This is a genomic window from Fusobacterium sp. (assembly GCF_029258315.1).
Classification (GTDB): domain Bacteria; phylum Fusobacteriota; class Fusobacteriia; order Fusobacteriales; family Fusobacteriaceae; genus Fusobacterium_B.
This window is the reverse complement of record NZ_JARHZE010000003.1, coordinates 1-20010: the sequence shown is the minus strand read 5'-3', so window position 1 is coordinate 20010 and position 20010 is coordinate 1. Positions and strand designations below refer to the sequence as shown.

The window sequence follows — 20010 nt, the reverse complement described above, 5'->3', positions numbered from 1 at the left end:
ATTCTGTTGTTAATGTCCTTCGTTCCGTTTCTCACGGACAAGATTTATTATACCCCACATATTATTTTTTGTCAACAATTCTTTTTTAATTTTTTTAATTTTTAAATTTTTTCTTTATTTTTCAATGACTTTTACCAGAAACTTTGTTGCTTTTAAAAATATATTTTCTATTTGTTTTATATATTATTCAATCTTTAATAATTTTATAGAATTAATTTTTTGTTTTATATAAATAATTAATACCATTTAAATTAAATTTTATTCTCTAAAAATATTTATAATAAAATAATATATTAATTATAAAAAATGGTTGTTGCAAATTGATAATTTTTTATTATTAACTTACTTGTCTCTTTTTATTTTAAATAAAAAAATAGAAGCTATTTTCATATAATATAAAAAAATGTTTATTTAAATAAAAAAATGCTGAGAAGAAAATTTCTTTTCAGCACTTTTACACAAACTGTTAAAAATGAGATGGCTCCATTTTTTATTTTTTACAGATAATTATTTTTTTCTAATTTATTTTTAACACTTTGATAAAATTCATCTCCTAAAGTATTAATTAAAGTTTCTTTATACTGCTCTATAAAAGGTTTATAATCTTCCTCTGAAAAACCTTTCATATTTCTTTTTCTAAATATCATAGATTGTGAATACTCTTTGTTGATACATGGAATTTCATAATAATTTTCTATAGTAAAACTATTTGTAAAATCGTCTGGTAAAGTTATATACAGTTTTGAATTATCATCTTCTGATAATATTTCAAGAGGCCAAAGTAAACACACTAAAGGTTTATAGTGACATACCTCTTTATAATCCATATTTTTATTGAAACAAAGAGAGTGAATCCCACAAAGAGTTGCTCTATCCTCTCTTTTATATCCATAGAAACACATCTCTGTTTCCTCTTCTATGCTTTCTATTATCTCTCTTTCTTCCTCTTTTTCAATTTCTTCTAAAAGATCTTCCTCTTCATACCCTAACTCATAAGCAATATCTATATTCTTTGTAATTTCATTAAATTCATCTTTACTATCTATTAATAATTTTCTTGTTTGTGTTTTTAATTTTGAAGGACTATCTGCACAACAGTCATTATTACAATTAAAACAATCAAAGTTTGAATCCTTAGAAAACACTTCCCAGTCAACTATTGCATCATACTCTTTTCCATCTATCTTTACTTTAGTTTCTAGCATATTTTCTTGTGAAAAATATTTTCTTGCTATCTCTTCAGCTTTTTTAGAAACTTTATAAACTTCCTCTCCCTTTGGATGATTTAAAAATAAAAAATAATTCATTTTTTCTCCCTTAAAACTTTTAAATTTTTTCAACTATAATCAAAACTTTTTATCAAATTAAAGTTTTAACATTTTATCCAATGTATGTATTAACTCTTCTATTATTTTCTCTTCTTTTCCAGCCTTTATCTCATCTACTACACAATGTTTTAGATGTCCTTCTAAAATTAATTTTGATACTCCCCCTAAAGCTGCTCTAACTGATGAAATTTGATTTAAAACATCATCACAATAAGCATCTCTTTCTATCATATTATTTATCCCTTTAATTTGTCCTTCTATTCTATTTAGTCTTATTTTTAATTTTTTCTTTATCTCTAAAGTACAATAATTTGCACAAAAACTTTTTTTCTCTTCATTCCCGTCACACTGACACTCTTTACATATTTTTTTATCCATTTTTTCCTCCTTTTCTTAAAAAAATTATTATTCATTTAGAGTATAACTGATAGTTTTTCCTATGTCAAGGTTACTATTTATTTCTTACATTTAAAAATTTAAATGCTCTATAATAATAATTTAATTTCTTATCTTTTTTATTTTAAAATTTATCATATTTATTAAAAAAGAAGCTACTAAAGCTTCTTTTTTAATAAACTATATTTTAATCTTATTTAATTATTTTTTAAATTTTCTAAGTCTTAAAGCATTAGTAACTACTGAAACAGAACTCATCGCCATAGCTCCACCAGCAATCATTGGATTTAATAAACTACCTGTAAAAATATATAAAGCTCCTGCTGCTACTGGTATACCTAAGCTATTATATAAAAATGCCCAGAATAAATTTTCTTTTATATTTTTTATTGTAGCATGGCTAAGTCTTATAGCTACTTCAACATCTTGTAAGTCAGATTTCATAAGAACTATATCAGCACTTTCTATTGCGATATCTGTTCCACCACCTATTGCTATACCAATATTTGCTTGAGATAATGCAGGGGAATCGTTAATTCCATCTCCTACCATTGCTACATTATATCCCTCTTCTTGTAATCTTTTTACTTCTAAATATTTATCTTCTGGACTTACCTCTGATAATATAATATCTATTCCTACATTTTTTCCAATTATTTCTGCTGTCTCTTTTTTATCTCCTGTTATCATAGCCACTTTCATACCCATTCTCTTCAATTTTGCTATACTTTCAACAGAAGTTTCTTTTACTTTATCAGCCACACCAATGACTCCAATATATTTATCATCTATTCCTACAAATATTGGTGTTTTTCCTTCTCTCGCTAATTTATTTCCTTCTTCTTCACTAAATTTTTCTATATTTCTATTTATAAATAATTTTTTATTTCCAACACAAATTTTTTTATTTTCTATCTCCCCAACTATTCCCTCTCCAGAAATACTCAAGAAATTTTCAACATTTAATTTTCCTAAAACTTTTCCATTTTTTTCACTTTCTTTTATTATAGCTTCACCTAATGGATGTTCAGAATATTTTTCTAAAGTTCCAACATACTCTAATACTTTTTCTTCTGAATAATTTTTATCTTCTAAAACTACATCAGTTACTGTTGGTTTTCCTTCTGTGATAGTTCCTGTTTTATCAAAAACTATCATATTTACTTTATGTGCTTTTTCTAAAGCCTCACCAGATTTTATTAATATTCCTAACTCTGCACCTCTTCCAGTTCCAACCATTATAGCTGTTGGTGTAGCAAGTCCCAAGGAACAAGGACAAGCTATAACTAATACAGATATTAATATTGTTAGAGAGAATATTTCTGGTGTTTCTGAAAGTTGTACCTTTCCTGTAACTCCTAAAACATACCAAATCAGACTAGAAGCTAAGGCTATTAAAATAACAATAGGTACAAAATATCTAGAAACTTCATCAGCTATTTTAGCTATAGGGGCTTTTACCTCTTGAGCATTTTCAACAAGTTTTATTATTTTAGAAAGTACAGTATCCTTTCCTACTGCTGTTGCTTCTATTTTTATAGCACCATTTTGATTTATTGTAGCTCCATAAACACTGTCACCGAGATCTTTTTTTACAGAGATACTTTCTCCTGTAAGCATTGATTCATCAATATATGTGTTTCCTTCTATAACTTTTCCATCAACTGGTATACTTTCACCAGGTTTTACTAAAACTATATCTCCTAGCATTACTTCTTTTACATCTATTTTTAATAATTGATTATTTTTTACAATAGTGGCTGTTTTTGATTGTAGACCCATTAATTTTTTTATTGCCTCAGAAGTCTTTCCTTTACTTCTTTTTTCTAAAAGTTTTCCAAATCTTATTAGAGCAATTATAACCACCGAAGACTCAAAATATAAACTATGCACATACTCCACTTTTCCTTCAAAAATTTGGAATGTTCCATATAAACTATATAAGAATGCTGCACCAGTTCCTAAAGCTATTAGTGAATCCATATTTGGTGCTTTTTTTATTAATGAAGATATTCCAATTGTATAAAAGTTTCTTCCTGTTATCAATACTGGAATTGTTAAAATAAGTTGAATCAAAGCATAATTTATTGGATTATTTGCTGGATTAATTATATTTGGTAGGGGGAATCCTATCATATGTCCCATTGTTATATAAAATACTATTAAAGCTAAAACTATCGAAATCTTAAACTCTAATAATTCTCTTTTTTCTAAATGCTCTTTTTCTTTAAAAAACTCTTCTGTGATTTCCTCTTCTCTAAAAGCCTTATACCCAAGTCCATTTATATTATCTATAATATCTTGAACTTTTATTTTTGATTCATCAAATAAAAATCTCCCCTTATTTGTTGCTAAGTTTACTACAGCTTCTGCTACACCGTCCATCTTACCTATATTTCTCTCTATATTTGCGACACAAGCCTGACAATGTATATTTTCAATCTTTAAACTTATTTGAGAAATCTTTTTATCTGAAAAATCTTCAACTTTTTTAGAAGTTTCACATTTTTTTTCTTCCTCTTCAATAACTAAATTACATTTTTTTTTTACATCTTCAGTTACTTCAGATTCTATTCCGTAACCTAATTCTACAATTTTATCCTCTATTTCTTTTCTTCCAATTTTATTTTCATCAAAAGAAATAGACAACACTTTAGTTGCTAAATCAACTTTTGCAGAACTAACTCCTGCAAACTCTTTAAATGCTCCTTCTATTTTGTTAACACACATTATGCAACCAACACCAGTTAATTTAAATTTTTTATCCATAATTATCTCCTTTCAAATAGGGTACCCCCCTATAACTAAGAATACCATATTTTATTAAAAAAGTCAACAATCAGAATATAATTTATATCTATTTTTCATTTGTATATTTATGTAATATCTGTTATAATTAGCCTAGACTTTATTTTATTATTAGGAAGTGAAAAGATGAAAATAGTAATAGTTGGGGCTGGAAAAATTGGAGAAATGCTGTGTAAAGATCTTTCTACTGAAGGAAATGATATTACACTTATAGAAGAAAATTCTAAAATATTAGATAGAATTTTATCTTCATCGGATATTATGGGGCTTGTTGGGAATGGAGCTGACTGTGAAATCCTTAAAGAAGCTTATATCAATAACACAGATATTTTTATAGCTGTTACCCATTCTGATGAAATAAATATAATTTCATCTATAATGGCAAAAAAACTTGGAGCAAAATATACAATTGCTAGGGTCAGAAATCCTGAATATTCTTCACAAATGAAATTCATGAGCGAATCTTTAGGAATTGACAGAATGATTAACCCTGAAGCTGAAGCAGCTTATTTTATAGCAAAGAACTTAGAGTTTCCAAATGCTTTAAATGTTGAATCCTTTGCTGGAAACAAAGTAAATATGGTTGAGGTATTGGTTGAAAAAAATACTTATCTTGATGGATTAAAACTTGTTGATTTTAAACATAAGTATTTTAGTACCCTTCTTGTTTGTATAGTCCAAAGAGGGCAGGAGATACATATTCCTACTGGTAATTTTATTTTACAATCAGGTGATAGAATATATGTTACTGGAGTTCAAGCCGAACTTTCTGAATTTTATAAATCTTTAGGGCATAAAGAAGAAAGAATTAAATCTGTCCTTGTTATTGGTGGAGGAAAAATTTCTTATTATCTAACTGATTTATTACTTAGTAAAAAAATGAATGTAAAAATCATAGAAATAAATGAGAAAAAAGCTTTAGAGTTAAGTGAACGTTTTGAACATGCAAGCGTTATCTTTGGAGATGGTACAAGCAGTCAATTATTAGAAGAAGAAGGAATTAAAGAATTTGATTCTTGTGTTTCTTTAACTGGTATAGATGAAGAAAATATTATAATTTCTATGTATGCTAATAAAATGGGAGTTAAAAAAACTGTCACTAAAGTTAATAGTATTTCCCTTTTTAATTTCTTAGAACTTGATGGACTTCAATCTATTGTAACACCTAAAAAATTAACTGCTGATAATATTATAAAAACCGTTAGATCTCTTATTGGATCACAGGGAGAAAACATTGAAACTCTTTATAGATTAGCTGATAATAAAGTAGAAGCTATCGAGTTTAAAATTCATAAAGATAGTCCTCTTACTAATGTTCCTCTTAAAGAATTACCAATCAAAAAAAATGTTCTTATTACATATATAATTAGAAATGGTGGTTTAATCTTCCCTGGAGGATCTGATATTCTTTTAGAAAATGATAGAATAATAATAGTTACTACTGAAAAATATTTAAATGATGTTAATAAAATTTTAAAATAGGTGAATTAAGTGAATAATAAAATGATTAAATATGTATTAGGTGTTATCCTAAAATTAGAAGCTGGTTTTATGGTTGTTCCTTTGATTTTAAGTTTTATTTATAAAGAAGAAACTATTTTTAAAATTTCTTATTTTTCAACCATTGGAATATTACTTTTTTTAGGATTTCTTTTGTCTAGAAAAGTTCCTGATAATATGAAATTCTTTGCTAAAGAAGGATTAGTTACAACATCACTTTCTTGGATAGCTCTTTCTATATTTGGAGCTCTTCCATTTGTTATAACAGGACAAATTCCATCTTTTATAGATGCTTTCTTTGAAGTAGTCAGTGGATTTACAACTACTGGAGCTAGTATTCTTACAAATGTCGAAGCTTTAAATAAATCTCTTTTATACTGGAGAAGCTTTACCCATCTTGTTGGTGGTATGGGAGTTTTAGTTTTAGCCTTGGCTATTTTGCCACAAAATAATAATCAATCTTTACATATAATGAAAGCTGAGGTTCCTGGACCTACTGTTGGTAAATTAGTTGCAAAAATGTCATACAACTCTAGAATTTTATATATGATCTATCTTTGCATTACAGCTATCATCGTTATATTCTTACTTCTTGGAGGAATGCCACTTTTTGATGCTGTTATCCATGCCTTTGGTACTGTTGGTACAGGGGGATTCGGGATAAAAAACAACAGTGTTGCTTACTATAATAGCCCTTACATTGAATATGTTTTAGGTTTTGGAATGTTATTCTGTGGTATGAACTTCAATCTTTTCTATGCTTTAATTTTAAAAAACTTTAAACAAATATATAAGAATGAAGAACTAAGATTTTATCTTGGTGCTGTTACTTTAGCAATAATATCTATCTGTATAAATATTGCTCCTATGTATGACAGTATATCTCATCTTTTTAGAGATGTTTTCTTCACTGTTTCATCAGTAGTTACAACAACTGGATTTTCTACCGCTGATTTTGATACTTGGCCTGTCTTTTCAAAGACAATTTTATTAGTCTTAATGTTTATGGGTGGATGTGCTGGTTCTACTGCTGGTGGTTTTAAAGTTTCAAGAGTTGTTGTTCTATTAAAATCTGCTATAAATGAATTTAGAAAAACTGGAACTCCAAATAGAATATTTAGTATTAAAATGGATGGAAAAATAATTTCTAAGGAATTATTTGGAAGTATTAGTACTTATCTTATACTTTATATTTCTGTATTCTTTCTTTTAATCCTATGTATTGCACCTGAAAGTCCAGACTTTGTTTCTGCATTTAGTGCTGTAACAGCTACATTTAATAATATCGGACCTGGATTAGGAGTTGTCGGACCAACTTCAAACTACTCACACTTTTCCGATATAAATAAAATAGTTTTATCCTTTAGTATGCTTTTAGGTAGATTAGAAATCTTTCCTATACTTATACTATTCTCACCAAATCTTTATAAAAAATATAAATAATATAAAAGAGGTATCAAAAATAAATTTGATACCTCTTTTTTAGTTAAGTTTTATTTAGAAAGATTTTTTTATATAAACATTGATACTCCAGGGCCAATTGGTAATCCTAATAATGTCCAAATTATAAATAATCCAGTCCAGCTTATTAAGAATGCCATTGAATACGGTAACATCATCGCTATTATTGTTCCCATTCCCATATCTTCTTCACGCTCTGAATATTTAGCAGCAAATCCAACAATGATTGGGAAGTATGACATTAAAGGCGAAATTATATTTGTTGTTGAATCTCCTATTCTATAAGCTAATTGTGTATACTCTGGAGATAATCCTAATTCTACAAACATTGGAATAAATACTGGCGATAACATTAACCATTTTGATGAAGCTCCACCTATAAATAGATTTACAAAAGCTGTTAAGAAAATTAATCCAACTGCTGCTGCTATTCCTGTTATACCCATACTTTTTAAAATATTTGCTAATTTTACCGCAATTACTATTCCTATATTTGATTTTGTAAATACATAAACAAATTGTGCTGAGATAAATATTATAACAAAAACCTGTCCACAAGAAGACATTGCTTTTATTAAAGCCTTTATTACATCTTTATGAGATTTTACTGTTCCAGCTGTAATTCCATAAGCTAAACCAGGAATAAAAAATGCTAACATCAATACAAAAACTATTGATTGACCAAAGAATGGTTTTAATAATTCCATTGTTCCAGGTTGTCTATGATTTGCTGCTACAAATGCTTCTACCTCTTTAGGAGTTAATTTAAAGATTGCATTTTCTGGTAATATCATCAATAAAATTAAAATTATAAATATAATTATTGAGATAAGAGCCATTCTTATACCTTTTTTCTCTTCTTTAGTTAGCTCTGTCTTTTCATCTATCTCTAATTTTGGACCTTTATATTCTTTAAGTCTTGGTTCTATTACCTTATCTGTTAACCAAGCTCCTACTATTGTTATTAAGAATGTTGATACAAACATAAAGAAGTAGTTTGCTGTTGCATCAACTGAATATCCTGGTAATACTATTTGAGCTGCTGAAGTACTGATTCCCCCTAATAATGGATCTGTTGTTCCTATTAATAAGTTAGCTGAAAATCCTCCGGAAACCCCTGCAAAAGCTGCTGCTATTCCCGCTAACGGATGTCTTCCAAAAGATAGGAAAATTACAGCACCTAATGGAATAAGCACAACATATCCTGCATCAGAAGCTATATTTGACATTACCCCAGCAAAAACAACTATTGCTGATACTAATCCTCTTGGTGTAGAAAGAACTAATTTTTTTATTAATGTACTTAATAATCCTGTTCCATCTGCTAAACCTACCCCTAACATAGCTACAACGATTGATCCTAATGCTGCATGTCCTGTAAAGTTTTTAACTGCAGATGTAAATATTCCTCTAATACCCTCATTTGTCAATAAATTTTGAACTGTTGTTGTTTTTTGAACCACTTGTCCTGTACTCTTCGATATTTCTGAGTAACTTACTGAAACCCCCATTTTAGATAAAATAAATGAAAAAATTATAGTTATTACAAAGAAGCCAAAAAACATTGCGACTGGATGTGGCAACTTATTCCCTGCAATCTCTACAAAATTTAGAAAATTATCTAACCTACTTTTCTTCACACTTTTTCCCATTTTTACTATCCCCCATATCTATATGTTTATTTTTAATTCTTTATATTTACATAAAGAATTATCAGATTAATTTTAACACATAATATATAATAGATCAACATAAATTTATTTTTTATTAATTAGTTGTTCGTATTCAATGATTTTTAAAGTTAGGGTTGAAAATAATAATAATCCGTATTACAATATGTTATCAATATATAACAAGGAGTTTAAGACTATGGAAAATTTAATTAACAGATTTTTTAAATACGTAAAAATTGACAGTTATTCTGATCCAGACAGCATAACTTGTCCTAGCAGTGATATTCAATGGAATATAGCTAAAGTTATTGTTGAAGATTTAAAAGAATTAGGACTAGAAGATGTAAGTTTAGATGAAAATTGCTACATAATGGCAAAACTACCTTCTAACTCTTCTAAAAATATTCCTACTATCGGATTTATAGCTCATATGGACACTGCTCCTTCATATAGTGGAAAAGGTGTTAATCCTAGAATAGTAAAAAATTATGATGGTAAAGATATATGTTTAAATGAGGAAAAAAATATTATCCTTTCTCCTAAAGATTTTAAATCTTTAACTAGATATATTGGACAAGATCTAATAGTTGCAGATGGAAATACTTTATTAGGTGCAGATGACAAAGCTGGTATTGTTGAAATTATAGAAGCTATTAAATATTTAAAAGAACATCCAGAAATAGAGCACGGAGAAATTAAAATAGGTTTCACTCCTGATGAAGAGATTGGTAGAGGAGCTAACCTTTTTGATGTTAAAAAATTTAATTGCCAATTTGCATACACAGTTGATGGTGGAGAAATTGGAGAATTAGAATATGAAAACTTTAACGCTGCAACAGCTATTGTTAAATTCCAAGGAAGAGATATTCACCCTGGAACTGCTAAAAATAGTATGATCAACTCTATACTACTTGCTAATGAATTAAACTCTCTTCTTCCTGTTGAACAAAGACCAGAGTATACTGAAAACTATGAAGGATTCTTCCTTTTATGTGAAATGAATGGAACTATAGAAAATACTAAGGTTGAATATATCATAAGAGATCACTCTATGGAAAAATTCAACGAAAAGAAAGAACTTATCAAAGAAGCTGTAGCATTCTTATCAAAAAAATATAAAGATGCTAAGATTGAACTTGAATTAACTGATAGTTACTACAATATGAGAGAAAAAATCGAACCAGTTATGTATATAGTTGATATAGCTAAAAAATCTATGGAAGAGCTAGATATAAAACCAAAAATCTCTCCTATTAGAGGAGGTACTGACGGAGCAAGACTTTCTTATAACAACTTACCTTGCCCTAACCTATTTACTGGTGGACATAACTTCCACGGAAAATTTGAATACATTCCAACAAATTCTATGTTAAAAGCTAAGGAATTAATAGTTAGAATTGTTGAAAATGTAGCTAAATACGATTTTTAATAATTTAGTTCAAAAAAAAATCTCCGCTTAGGAGATTTTTTTTATTTGTCTAATTCTATTGTAAACTTTAATCTTTCTATACCTTTTTTTATCGCATTTGCTTTAAATTTACTTATTCCTTTTGTTTCTACAAGTTCATCTACACTAGCCTCTTGTATTTTTGGAAGATCTCCAAATTTTTCAATAAGAGCATCTATATCTTTTGGATTAATTTTTCCAAATTTTCCAAGTATTCTATATCCTTTTGGAGTAATTGTATTATCCAATTTTGATGCAGTCTTACCATATCCCAAAAGATTAGCAATTTTTGTTAAATCAAATATCTCTGTATCATCCATTTCAGATAAACTTTGCTTTAATTTCTCTAAATCTTGATCTTCCTCTTCTTTTAAATAATAATCACTTAAAAACTCTTTTTTCTCGTCAGCTATCCCTTTTAATAAGTCTTCTAACTGAAGATCTATTAAGTTTCCTTCACTTCCTAATTCTTGAATACATTCGTACACATATCTCTTTATTCTGTTTATCATTTCAAACTTTTGTAAAACTTGACAAACATCTTCCACTGTTACCATATCATCTAATTCAAGAATTGTTAAATTTCCAAGTCCTTGCTCCAATACCTTTGTATATCTTTCTAGAGTATTAAATGCTTGTGATGCCTCATTAGTTAATTCCAAAAGACTTTTTAATTTATATCTCTCTTCTCCTTTATACAAAGTTAAAACTCTTTTTCTTTCTGATATGGCGATAACTAATCTATTTAATTGTTTAGCTACCCTTTGAGCCGTTCTATGTCTTGTTCCACTTTCATCTGTTAAATATTTAATATTTGGTTGAAGATGTACATTGGCATATAAAATTTTCGAGACTTTTTCATCTATGATAATAGCTCCGTCCATTTTAGATAATTCAAAAAGTCTTTCCGGAGTATATTCACAATCTAATAAAAATCCACCATCTATTATCTTTTCGACCTCTTCATCTATTCCAACTACTATTAAAGCCCCTTTATTACCATCTAAAATATTATCTAATCCTTCTCTTAACTTTGTCCCTGGTTGAACCAAGCTAAACACATCTAACATTTTCTCTCTATCCATATATTAAATCCTTTCTAAAAACTCATCTAAGTTTTTAAGATATATTAATTTTAATTTATAATCTTTTTTTTCTACCTCTTTTCTATTAGCCTCTGGGATATACACTCCTTTAAATCCCAATTTTTCTAACTCCCTTAACCTTTTGTCTATAAAAAATACCTTTCTGATCTCTCCTCTTAAACCAAGCTCTCCAATAGCTGCTATTTTTTGGCTTATTTCAACATTTTTATAAACTGACATCAAAGAAATCAATGCCCCTAAATCTGCTGCTGGATCTTTTATAGAAATTCCACCTGGAATATTAACAAAAACATCCTTAGTTCCAAGGTTTATTCCCATTCTCTTTTCTCCAATAGCCATCAATATCTGTATTCTATTCTTATCAAATCCTTGTACAACTCTTTTTGGTATTCCTATTGGATTTCCCTCTGTTATAAGAGTTTGTATTTCTAATAAAAATACTTTTGTTCCCTCTAACACAGGAACTATCATACTACCTATATTTTTTTCATTTCTTTCACTTATAAAATACTCTGAGGAATTTTGTATCTCCCTAAGTCCATCCTCTTCCATACTAAAAATAGCCAGTTCATTGGTTGAACCAAATCTATTTTTTTCACTTCTCAATATTCTATAAAAAAGTCCCTCTTCCCCTTCAAAAGTAAATACAGCATCAACCATATGCTCTAACATCTTTGGACCTGCAACTTTTCCATCTTTAGTTATATGTCCTACTATAAAAAAACAAATATTATTTTTCTTAGCTACATCAACTATTTTTAAAGTTGCCTCTCTTATTTGTGTCGGTGTTCCAGCAATAGAGTCACTTGTTTCACTGTATAAAGTTTGAATCGAATCTATTATAACAACTTTTGGTTTACGTTCTGAAATATATTCATAAATTTTATCCACATTTGTTTCTGACATCAAATATAAATTTTTATTTTTTATTCCAAGACGATCTCCTCTACTTTTTATCTGAGATAAAGATTCCTCTCCAGAAATATAAATTATATCTCCATACTCAGTATATTCATTTGCCATCTGTAATAAAAGTGTTGATTTTCCTATCCCAGGATTTCCTGTTAATAAAATTACCTCTCCTTGAACTAAACCTCCACCAAGAAGTCTATCAAACTCCTTAACCTTAGTTTTATATCTAAAGTTCTCTTCCATTTTAATCTCATCAAAAGAAACCAATTTTTCATCTATCTCTTGAAAATTCAATGAACCTTTTGGAATTTTTTTATTAGCAACTGTAACCTCTACCTCTTCTTCAAGAGATCCCCATTCGCCACAGTTAGGACATTTTCCCATCCATTTTATACTTTTATATCCACACTCTTTGCAAACATACATAGACTTTTCTTTTTTCATCTATTCCCCCTTTATTTAGGAGCAAATTTTTTTCCTCTTTCCAATACTCTTGTAGCTATTCTCTTATCTACATAACATTCTACTTTACCACCATATCTTGCAATCTCCCTAGCAGCAGTTGAACTTGTATGTATATATTCCTTTAAAGCAGGTAAAAAAACTGTATCTACTTTTTTATCAGATATCATATAGTTTCCATCTGCAAAATAAAGTTCTAAAGCACAATCTTCTTGATTACGAACCCCTTTTACTATAACATCATAGTTATTTTCTAAAACATAGTTTACAATAAGACCAGAATAAGAATCAATCTCTATATTTTCATATTCTCCTAGAAGTTCTTTTACCATCTCTGTTCTTTCTTCTAAAGAAAACCAATACTTTTTCTCACTATTATTTCCAACAACTACAACTATTTTATCAAACATTTTAGCTGCTCTTTTGATAACATCTTGATGCCCTAGAGTAATCGGATCAAAACTTCCTGAATATACCCCTACTTTCATTTATCCTCCATTATTTTCCAAGAGATATATCATAATTTAATATATCCTTTTCCTCTAAAATAAATTGTTTTTTTCTTGCTTTTAAATATTCTGAGATCATATCAAATTAACTATTTTTTATCTCTTTTATAATCTCTTTTTTAGTCTGAATATAAATTTTGTTTACATCCTTTTCAGTTGCTACTTGTTTTATATCTCTTAAAATATCTAAAACTATCGCTTCATTAGACTTTACTTTTCCTTTTCCGTTACAAATAGGGCATTCTTTTTCATAAAAATAACTAAGTGTTCTTCCAACTCTTTTTCTTGTCATCTCTATAAGCCCTAAATCTGTAAAATGAACTATATTATTTTTTATTCTATCTCTTTGTAATTCTGCATCTAACTGTTGTATTACAAGATCTTTATCCTCTTGAAGTTTCATATCAATAAAATCTATTATTATTATTCCACTTAAATTTCTTAACCTCAATTGTCTCGGTATCTCTCTAGCTGCCTCTAAATTTGTATTTAAAACTGTTCTCTCTAGATTATAACTTCCTGTATTTTTTCCAGTATTAACATCTATACTCACTAAGGCTTCAGTTTTTTCAATTACTAAATAACCTCCACAATCAAGCCAAACCTCTTTTTGTAATGCTCTTTCTATTTCAGCATCTACCCCATACTCTTGAAATATATCTTTATTTTTTGTATAAAGTTTTATTCTAGTAGATATATTATTCTCACTAAAAGTGTTGATATAATCTATTATATCTAAATAAACTTTTTCATTATCAACTATAAGTTCATCTATTGTATTATTTAATACATCTCTTAAAATAGTTGTAACTATATCATTATCATTATATAATAGCTCTCCTGTTTTAGCTTTTTTTATTCTCTTCTCTATCTCTTCCCATCTCTTAACAAGATAAACCATCTCTCTTTCAAAGTGGTGAATAGATTTTCCTTGAGCTGCTGTTCTAATAATGACTCCCATTTTTGCTGGCTTTATCTCTTTAAATATTTCTTCAAGACGCTTTCTTTCGGACTCATCTTTTATTTTTTTAGAAATAGCTAAATGATCATTATTTGGCATAAGAACAAGATATTTTCCTGGAATAGTAAAGTTAGTTGTCACTCTTGCCCCCTTATTTCCTCTAGGGACACTTAAAACTTGAACAACAACCTGATCTCCTACTGTAAGTAAATCTTCAATAGGTTTATTACTATTAACAATTCCATTTAAATATTTTTCTTCGAACTCTCTCAAATCGTCAACATAAAGAAAACTATTTTTTTCAAGTCCTATATCTACAAAGGCTGACTCCATTCCTGGTAAAACATTAGCTACTTTTCCTTTATAAATATTTTTTATAATATTTGATTCATCATTTCTTTCATTAAAAATTTCTACTACTTTTTCATCTTCTAAAATAGCTGCTCTTCTTTGAAAGTCATTAACACTTATTACTATTTTGTTCATAACTCTCACCCAGTTCTTTTTGTAAAATATCCTCTCTTTGATACTCTATCCCATTTACAATAATTTTTGTAATTGGAATATTATTATTTATTGAAAGTTTTAAATTCTCAAGTCTTTTCATATTTTTTCTTTTTAACCCCACAACTTTTGAAACTAATCTTTCATTAAGTTCAACTTCTAATTTTTTATCTTTCAATTCAATATTTTTCAAAAAACTAAAATAAATCTCTCCATCTACTAGCTCTCTAAATGCTGGATGAAAAGCTCCCTCTACTGCAACCCCACCTTCTCTTAAATCATCAGAAGGTTGAAGTCCAACCCTTATTATATTTATTCCATTTATTTCCAATAAACTTATTATCTTTCTACATCTTTTTATAGCTTCATCTAAAGTGAATACTTCATACTCGCCTCTTTTATACATTCTTTCCATCTCTGTATCTTTTATTATAAGAGTTGGATAGACTCTTGCATTTTCAGGAGAGATCTTAACAACTTTTTTAGCAGTTTCTAAATCACTTTCAAATGTAGATCCTGGTAATCCAGGCATCAATTGTATTCCTAAGTCTATTCCATAAGATTTTATTAATTTTGAGGCTTCATAAACCACCTCTATTGGATAATATCTAGCACTTTTTTTAAGAACTTCCTCATCCAATGACTGTACTCCAAGTTCTATTGTAGTTACATTATATTTTTTTAATTGATCTAAAACCTCTTTATTTATATAATCTGGTCTTGTAGAAAGTCTAATTCCTTGAACCAGTCCTTTATCTAAATATTCTTTTACACCTTCTAAATATTCTTTTTGTTTCCCAAGAGAGATCCCTGTAAAAGTACCACCAAAAAAAGCTACTTCTTTATAAGAATCCTTTGGAAGTATTTTTAAATATTCATCTATTATATTTTTTAAATCTTCTATTGTTACATCAGTTTCTCTTCCATTAATTTTTACTTGATTACAAAAAACACAAGCATTTGGGCAGCCATAATGACTTATAAAAATAGGGATATTATAATGTTTCATTAGTATTTTACACCTAACTTTTTACAAAGAGCTTGAGCTGCTCCGTGTTCTGCCATTTTTTTACTTTTTCCGATTCCTTTTTCTTGGATTGAGTCTCCAATTTTCACTACAATCTCAAAAAGTTTTTTGTGATCTGGACCTGTTTCATTTACCACTTCATATACAGGAACTTGTTTATAAACTTTTTGACTATATTCTTGTAAAATAGTTTTAAAGTCCATTATCTCTTCGTCCTCTTCTATATGATCAATATATGTTTTCAAATGAAATAAGGCTACTTTTCTGGCAGTATCAAAATTTGAGTCAAGATAAATAGCTCCTAGTACAGCCTCAAATAGATCTCCAAGTATAGAACTTCTATCTCTTCCTCCTGTTAATAATTCTCCCCTACTTAAATATAAATATTCCCCCAAACCTAACTTTCTTGAAACTTTAGCTAAAACTGGTTCACTTACAGCCATAGATTTTATTTTTGCTAAATCCCCTTCAGTATAATTAGTATGATTTTTATATAAATATTCTGCAACGATAAGATCTAGAACTGCATCTCCTAGCAGTTCTAGTCTTTCATTATTTATTTTTTTATATTTTTTATTTTCATTACCGAAGGATCTATGTACTAGTGAATTTTTTAATAAATTTATATTTTCAAATTTGTATCCTATTTTTTCTTCTAAAGAATTAAAATCTAATTGTAAATCCACTTCCATATCTTCTCCTAATTAATCTTCAAATTTTTTCATTGCTATTACAGCGTTATGACCACCAAATCCTAATGAGCTTGACATTCCAACTTTAATATCTTTATTTACAGCTACATTTGGTGTACAATTTAAATCACATTCTGGATCAGGATTTTCATAGTTTGCTGTTGGAGGAATAATTCCTTCTTCTATACTTTTTGCTAAAATTACTCCTTCAATTCCTCCTGCTCCACCTAAAGCATGACCAGTAGCTCCTTTTGTAGAAGATATATTCATTTTATAAGCTATATCTCCAAAAACTTCTTTTATAGCTGCTGTTTCATTTTTATCATTAAGAGGTGTTGATGTTCCATGTGTATTAATATATGTTACATCTTCTAAATTTATATTTCCCTCTTCCAAAGCCATTTTAAATGCTCTTACTGCACCATCTATTGCTGGAGCTGTTATATGGTGAGCATCACAAGTTTCTCCATAACCTATTACCTCAGCATAGATTTTAGCTCCTCTTTGTTTTGCATGTTCTAATTCTTCTAAAACTAAAACTCCTGCTCCTTCTCCCATTACAAATCCATCTCTATCCACTGTAAATGGTCTTGAAGCTGTTTTTGGATCTGGATTAGTTGATAAAGCTTTCATATTAGCAAAAGCATTTATTCCAAATTCTGTTATACAACCCTCTGTACCTCCAGCAAACATCACATCAGCTTTACCTAATCTTATAGTTTCAAAAGCATCCCCTATTGAGTGAGTTCCTGCTGCACAAGCTGTAACAACTGCTTTATTTGGTCCTTTTGCTCCTAGATAAATACCAACATTTCCTGCTGCCATATTAGCTATTATTGAAGGTATTGTAAATGGAGATATTCTTCTGTTTCCTTTTTCAAGCATTGTTCCTATTTGCTTTTCAAAAACTTCCATTCCTCCAATTCCTGAAGAAACTATAACTCCTACTCTTGTAGCATTTGTTTCATCTATTGTTAAATTTGAATCTGCTTGAGCCATTTTAGAAGCTGCAATAGCAAATTGTGTATTTCTAGCTAATTTTTTTACTTCTTTTTTATCTATTCCAAATTCCTCTGGATCAAAATCTCTAACTTCTCCGGCACATTTAACAGGAGTATTTGTAGTATCAAAACTTTCTATTGTTTTTATTCCACTTTTTCCCTCTTTTATAGCTGTCCAAGATTTTTCTAATCCTGTCCCTAAAGCTGTAATAAGACCTAGTCCTGTAACTACAACTCTTCTCATCTCATCACCTCATATTCTGTATATATAAAATAAAGGGGATTTCTTTTCATCCCCTTTAAGATTTCTTACTTGTTAGCTTCGATATAATCAATTACATCTTGAACTGTTTTTATGTTTTCAGCATCTGTATCAGGAATTTCTACGTCAAATTCTTCTTCAAAAGCCATTATTAATTCAACAGTGTCTAATGAATCTGCTCCTAAATCTTCAACGAAGTTTGCCTCAGGTGTTACTTGATCAGCATCAACGTTTAATTGCTCAACTACTATTTCTTTTATTTTGTCTAACATATTTTATATCCTCCTAAATTTTATTTACTTCGCAACTCTACATATTAATATTATCAAATTTATTTATACTTTTCAATAGTTTTTATAAATTATTTACGTCTTCTACTGAATTAATATTTATAACATTAATTTCTTTATCAATTTTTTTAATAAGACCTGCTAAAACTTTTCCAGGACCTATTTCATAAATTGTATCCACACCGTTTTCTTTTAATTTTTTTATTGTATCAACCCATTTAACTGGACCAAAACTTTGTGAATAAATTTCATTTTTTATTTCTTCTGGTTTTGTTAAAAATTCAGCTGTTGTATTAGCTACAAGTTTAACTTCCGCCTCTTTAAAATTAAATTTCTCTGCTTCTTCTCTTAATTTTTCTCCAGCTGGTTTCATTAATGAAGAGTGGAAAGGTCCAGATACAGCAAGAGGCATAGCTCTTCTTGCACCTCTTTCTTTTAACAACTCACACGCTTTCTCTATTGCAGATTTTTCTCCAGCTATAACTGTTTGTTTTGGTTCATTGAAGTTTACCGCTTCAACAACTCCATCTATCTCTTTTAACACTTCAATTATAGTATCAGAATCCATTCCTATGATAGCAGCCATTCCACCATTTACACTTTCAGCTATTTCATTCATAACTTCTCCTCTGAAAGATGTAAGTCTTACTGCTTCAGAAATAGTTAAAAATCCAGCTGATCCCATTGCAGCATATTCACCAACAGAATGTCCAGCCACAAATTCTGGTTTTATCCCTTTTTCTCTAACTAATTTTTCTAAAACTAAACTCATAGCAACTATTGCTGGTTGTGTATATTTTGTTTTCTTTAAAAGATCTTCAGGACCATTAAACATAGCCTCTTTTAGATCAAAAGAAAGAGTTTCAAAAATATTATCAAATTCTTTTCTAGCTATCTCATTATTTTCATATATATCTTTTCCCATTCCAACAAACTGAGTTCCTTGTCCTGGAAAAACAAAAGCTATTTTAGACACTTTAACCTCCATTTTTATAAAATTACATCAGTAATTTTATCATAATCTAATTTTTTAGTCAATATTTATTTTTTTATTTAGACCATCTCATTATAAGAGAACCATAAGTTAAACCAGCTCCAAATCCTGTTAAAGCAATTAGGTCCCCTTTTTTCAATCTTCCCTCTTCTAAAGCATCTCCTATTGCAAGTCCAATTGATGCAGCTGAAGTATTTCCATACTTATGAATATTTAAATATACTTTTTCCATAGGTATTCTTAATCTTTTTGCTGCTGATTCTATAATTCTTAAATTTGCTTGATGTGGGAATAATATATCTATATCTGCTAGATTTACATTTCCATTTTTTGCTGCCTCTTTAGTTGCATGAGGTAAAGCTCTTACTGCAAATTTAAATACATCTGTTCCATTCATTTCTAAGTAGATCTCTCTATTTTCAACTCTTTCAACAGTAGCTGGATATAAAGTTCCCCCTGCTTTTATTCTAAGAGTATCATCATCTACCCCTTCTGTTCCCATATAAGAAGATATTATTCCATACCCTTCTTCTACTTCTCCTAGAACCGCTGCTGCCGCTCCATCTCCAAAAAGAATAGCTGTATTTCTATCTTGCATATCCACTAATCTAGAAATAGATTCTGCTCCAATTACCAGTATTTTTTTATACATACCACTTTGAATTAAAGCTTTTCCA

17 protein-coding genes are annotated in these 20010 nt (G+C 28.9%); 3 read left to right on the top strand and 14 right to left on the bottom strand.

Annotated features, from left to right (window positions below; genetic code table 11):
* Nucleotides 1-497 precede the first annotated feature (497 nt).
* The 3 genes from Q1J48_RS00165 to Q1J48_RS00155 form a co-directional block, all read right to left on the bottom strand.
* Nucleotides 498-1307 carry a DUF3109 family protein gene (locus Q1J48_RS00165; RefSeq protein ID WP_300360520.1) on the bottom strand — a complete coding sequence of 270 codons (810 nt, stop codon included), beginning with the start codon at nucleotides 1305-1307 and terminating at the stop codon, nucleotides 498-500.
* Nucleotides 1308-1364: 57 nt separating this feature from the next.
* A complete protein-coding gene (locus tag Q1J48_RS00160; protein ID WP_300328328.1) occupies nucleotides 1365-1706 on the bottom strand; it encodes a metal-sensitive transcriptional regulator in 342 nt (113 codons plus the stop codon).
* A 219-nt stretch (nucleotides 1707-1925) separates the two neighbouring features.
* A complete protein-coding gene (locus Q1J48_RS00155) occupies nucleotides 1926-4493 on the bottom strand; it encodes a heavy metal translocating P-type ATPase (RefSeq protein ID WP_300360518.1) in 2568 nt (855 codons plus the stop codon).
* A 165-nt stretch (nucleotides 4494-4658) separates the two neighbouring features.
* Between Q1J48_RS00155 and trkA the strand changes: the two genes are divergently transcribed.
* Both trkA and Q1J48_RS00145 read left to right on the top strand, forming a co-directional pair.
* Nucleotides 4659-6014 (top strand): Trk system potassium transporter TrkA, encoded by a 1356-nt coding sequence (gene trkA / locus Q1J48_RS00150; protein WP_300328332.1) that lies wholly within the window; start codon nucleotides 4659-4661, stop codon nucleotides 6012-6014.
* Nucleotides 6015-6023: 9 nt separating this feature from the next.
* The gene (locus tag Q1J48_RS00145; RefSeq protein ID WP_300360517.1) at nucleotides 6024-7475 is read left to right on the top strand and encodes a TrkH family potassium uptake protein; all 1452 of its coding nucleotides are present in this window, start codon (nucleotides 6024-6026) and stop codon (nucleotides 7473-7475) included.
* 68 nt (nucleotides 7476-7543) lie between these two features.
* Here Q1J48_RS00145 and Q1J48_RS00140 read toward each other — a convergent pair whose 3' ends face one another.
* A complete protein-coding gene (locus Q1J48_RS00140) occupies nucleotides 7544-9145 on the bottom strand; it encodes an AbgT family transporter (RefSeq protein ID WP_300360515.1) in 1602 nt (533 codons plus the stop codon).
* A 217-nt stretch (nucleotides 9146-9362) separates the two neighbouring features.
* Here Q1J48_RS00140 and pepT point away from each other — a divergent pair, with 217 nt between their 5' ends.
* Entirely contained in the window at nucleotides 9363-10595 is a 1233-nt protein-coding gene (gene pepT / locus Q1J48_RS00135) for a peptidase T (protein WP_300360514.1), read from the top strand.
* Nucleotides 10596-10636: 41 nt separating this feature from the next.
* Here pepT and disA read toward each other — a convergent pair whose 3' ends face one another.
* From disA to Q1J48_RS00085, 10 genes are all read right to left on the bottom strand, one after another.
* Nucleotides 10637-11683, bottom strand: a complete 1047-nt coding sequence (gene disA / locus Q1J48_RS00130; RefSeq protein ID WP_367181824.1) for a DNA integrity scanning diadenylate cyclase DisA — start codon at nucleotides 11681-11683, stop codon at nucleotides 10637-10639.
* 18 nt (nucleotides 11684-11701) lie between these two features.
* Nucleotides 11702-13075, bottom strand: coding sequence for a DNA repair protein RadA (gene radA, locus Q1J48_RS00125; protein ID WP_300360513.1), 1374 nt, complete (start codon nucleotides 13073-13075; stop codon nucleotides 11702-11704).
* 11 nt (nucleotides 13076-13086) lie between these two features.
* Nucleotides 13087-13581 carry a pantetheine-phosphate adenylyltransferase gene (gene coaD, locus Q1J48_RS00120; protein ID WP_300328349.1) on the bottom strand — a complete coding sequence of 165 codons (495 nt, stop codon included), beginning with the start codon at nucleotides 13579-13581 and terminating at the stop codon, nucleotides 13087-13089.
* Nucleotides 13582-13687: 106 nt separating this feature from the next.
* Nucleotides 13688-15049: an Rne/Rng family ribonuclease gene (locus Q1J48_RS00115; RefSeq protein ID WP_300360511.1), complete on the bottom strand. Its 1362-nt coding sequence runs from the start codon at nucleotides 15047-15049 to the stop codon at nucleotides 13688-13690.
* Nucleotides 15024-16076: an elongator complex protein 3 gene (locus Q1J48_RS00110; protein WP_300328354.1), complete on the bottom strand. Its 1053-nt coding sequence runs from the start codon at nucleotides 16074-16076 to the stop codon at nucleotides 15024-15026. Before Q1J48_RS00110 ends, Q1J48_RS00115 begins: the two co-directional genes overlap by 26 nt.
* Nucleotides 16076-16786: a ribonuclease III gene (rnc, locus tag Q1J48_RS00105; RefSeq protein WP_300328357.1), complete on the bottom strand. Its 711-nt coding sequence runs from the start codon at nucleotides 16784-16786 to the stop codon at nucleotides 16076-16078. Before rnc ends, Q1J48_RS00110 begins: the two co-directional genes overlap by 1 nt.
* A gap of 12 nt (nucleotides 16787-16798) precedes the next feature.
* Nucleotides 16799-18031, bottom strand: coding sequence for a beta-ketoacyl-ACP synthase II (gene fabF, locus Q1J48_RS00100; protein ID WP_300328359.1), 1233 nt, complete (start codon nucleotides 18029-18031; stop codon nucleotides 16799-16801).
* Nucleotides 18032-18096: 65 nt separating this feature from the next.
* Nucleotides 18097-18321, bottom strand: a complete 225-nt coding sequence (acpP, locus tag Q1J48_RS00095; protein ID WP_300328362.1) for an acyl carrier protein — start codon at nucleotides 18319-18321, stop codon at nucleotides 18097-18099.
* A gap of 82 nt (nucleotides 18322-18403) precedes the next feature.
* Nucleotides 18404-19315 carry an ACP S-malonyltransferase gene (fabD, locus tag Q1J48_RS00090; protein ID WP_300360510.1) on the bottom strand — a complete coding sequence of 304 codons (912 nt, stop codon included), beginning with the start codon at nucleotides 19313-19315 and terminating at the stop codon, nucleotides 18404-18406.
* A gap of 73 nt (nucleotides 19316-19388) precedes the next feature.
* A partial coding sequence (locus tag Q1J48_RS00085) for a 3-oxoacyl-[acyl-carrier-protein] synthase III C-terminal domain-containing protein (RefSeq protein ID WP_300360508.1) occupies nucleotides 19389-20010 on the bottom strand: 622 nt, incomplete at its 5' end.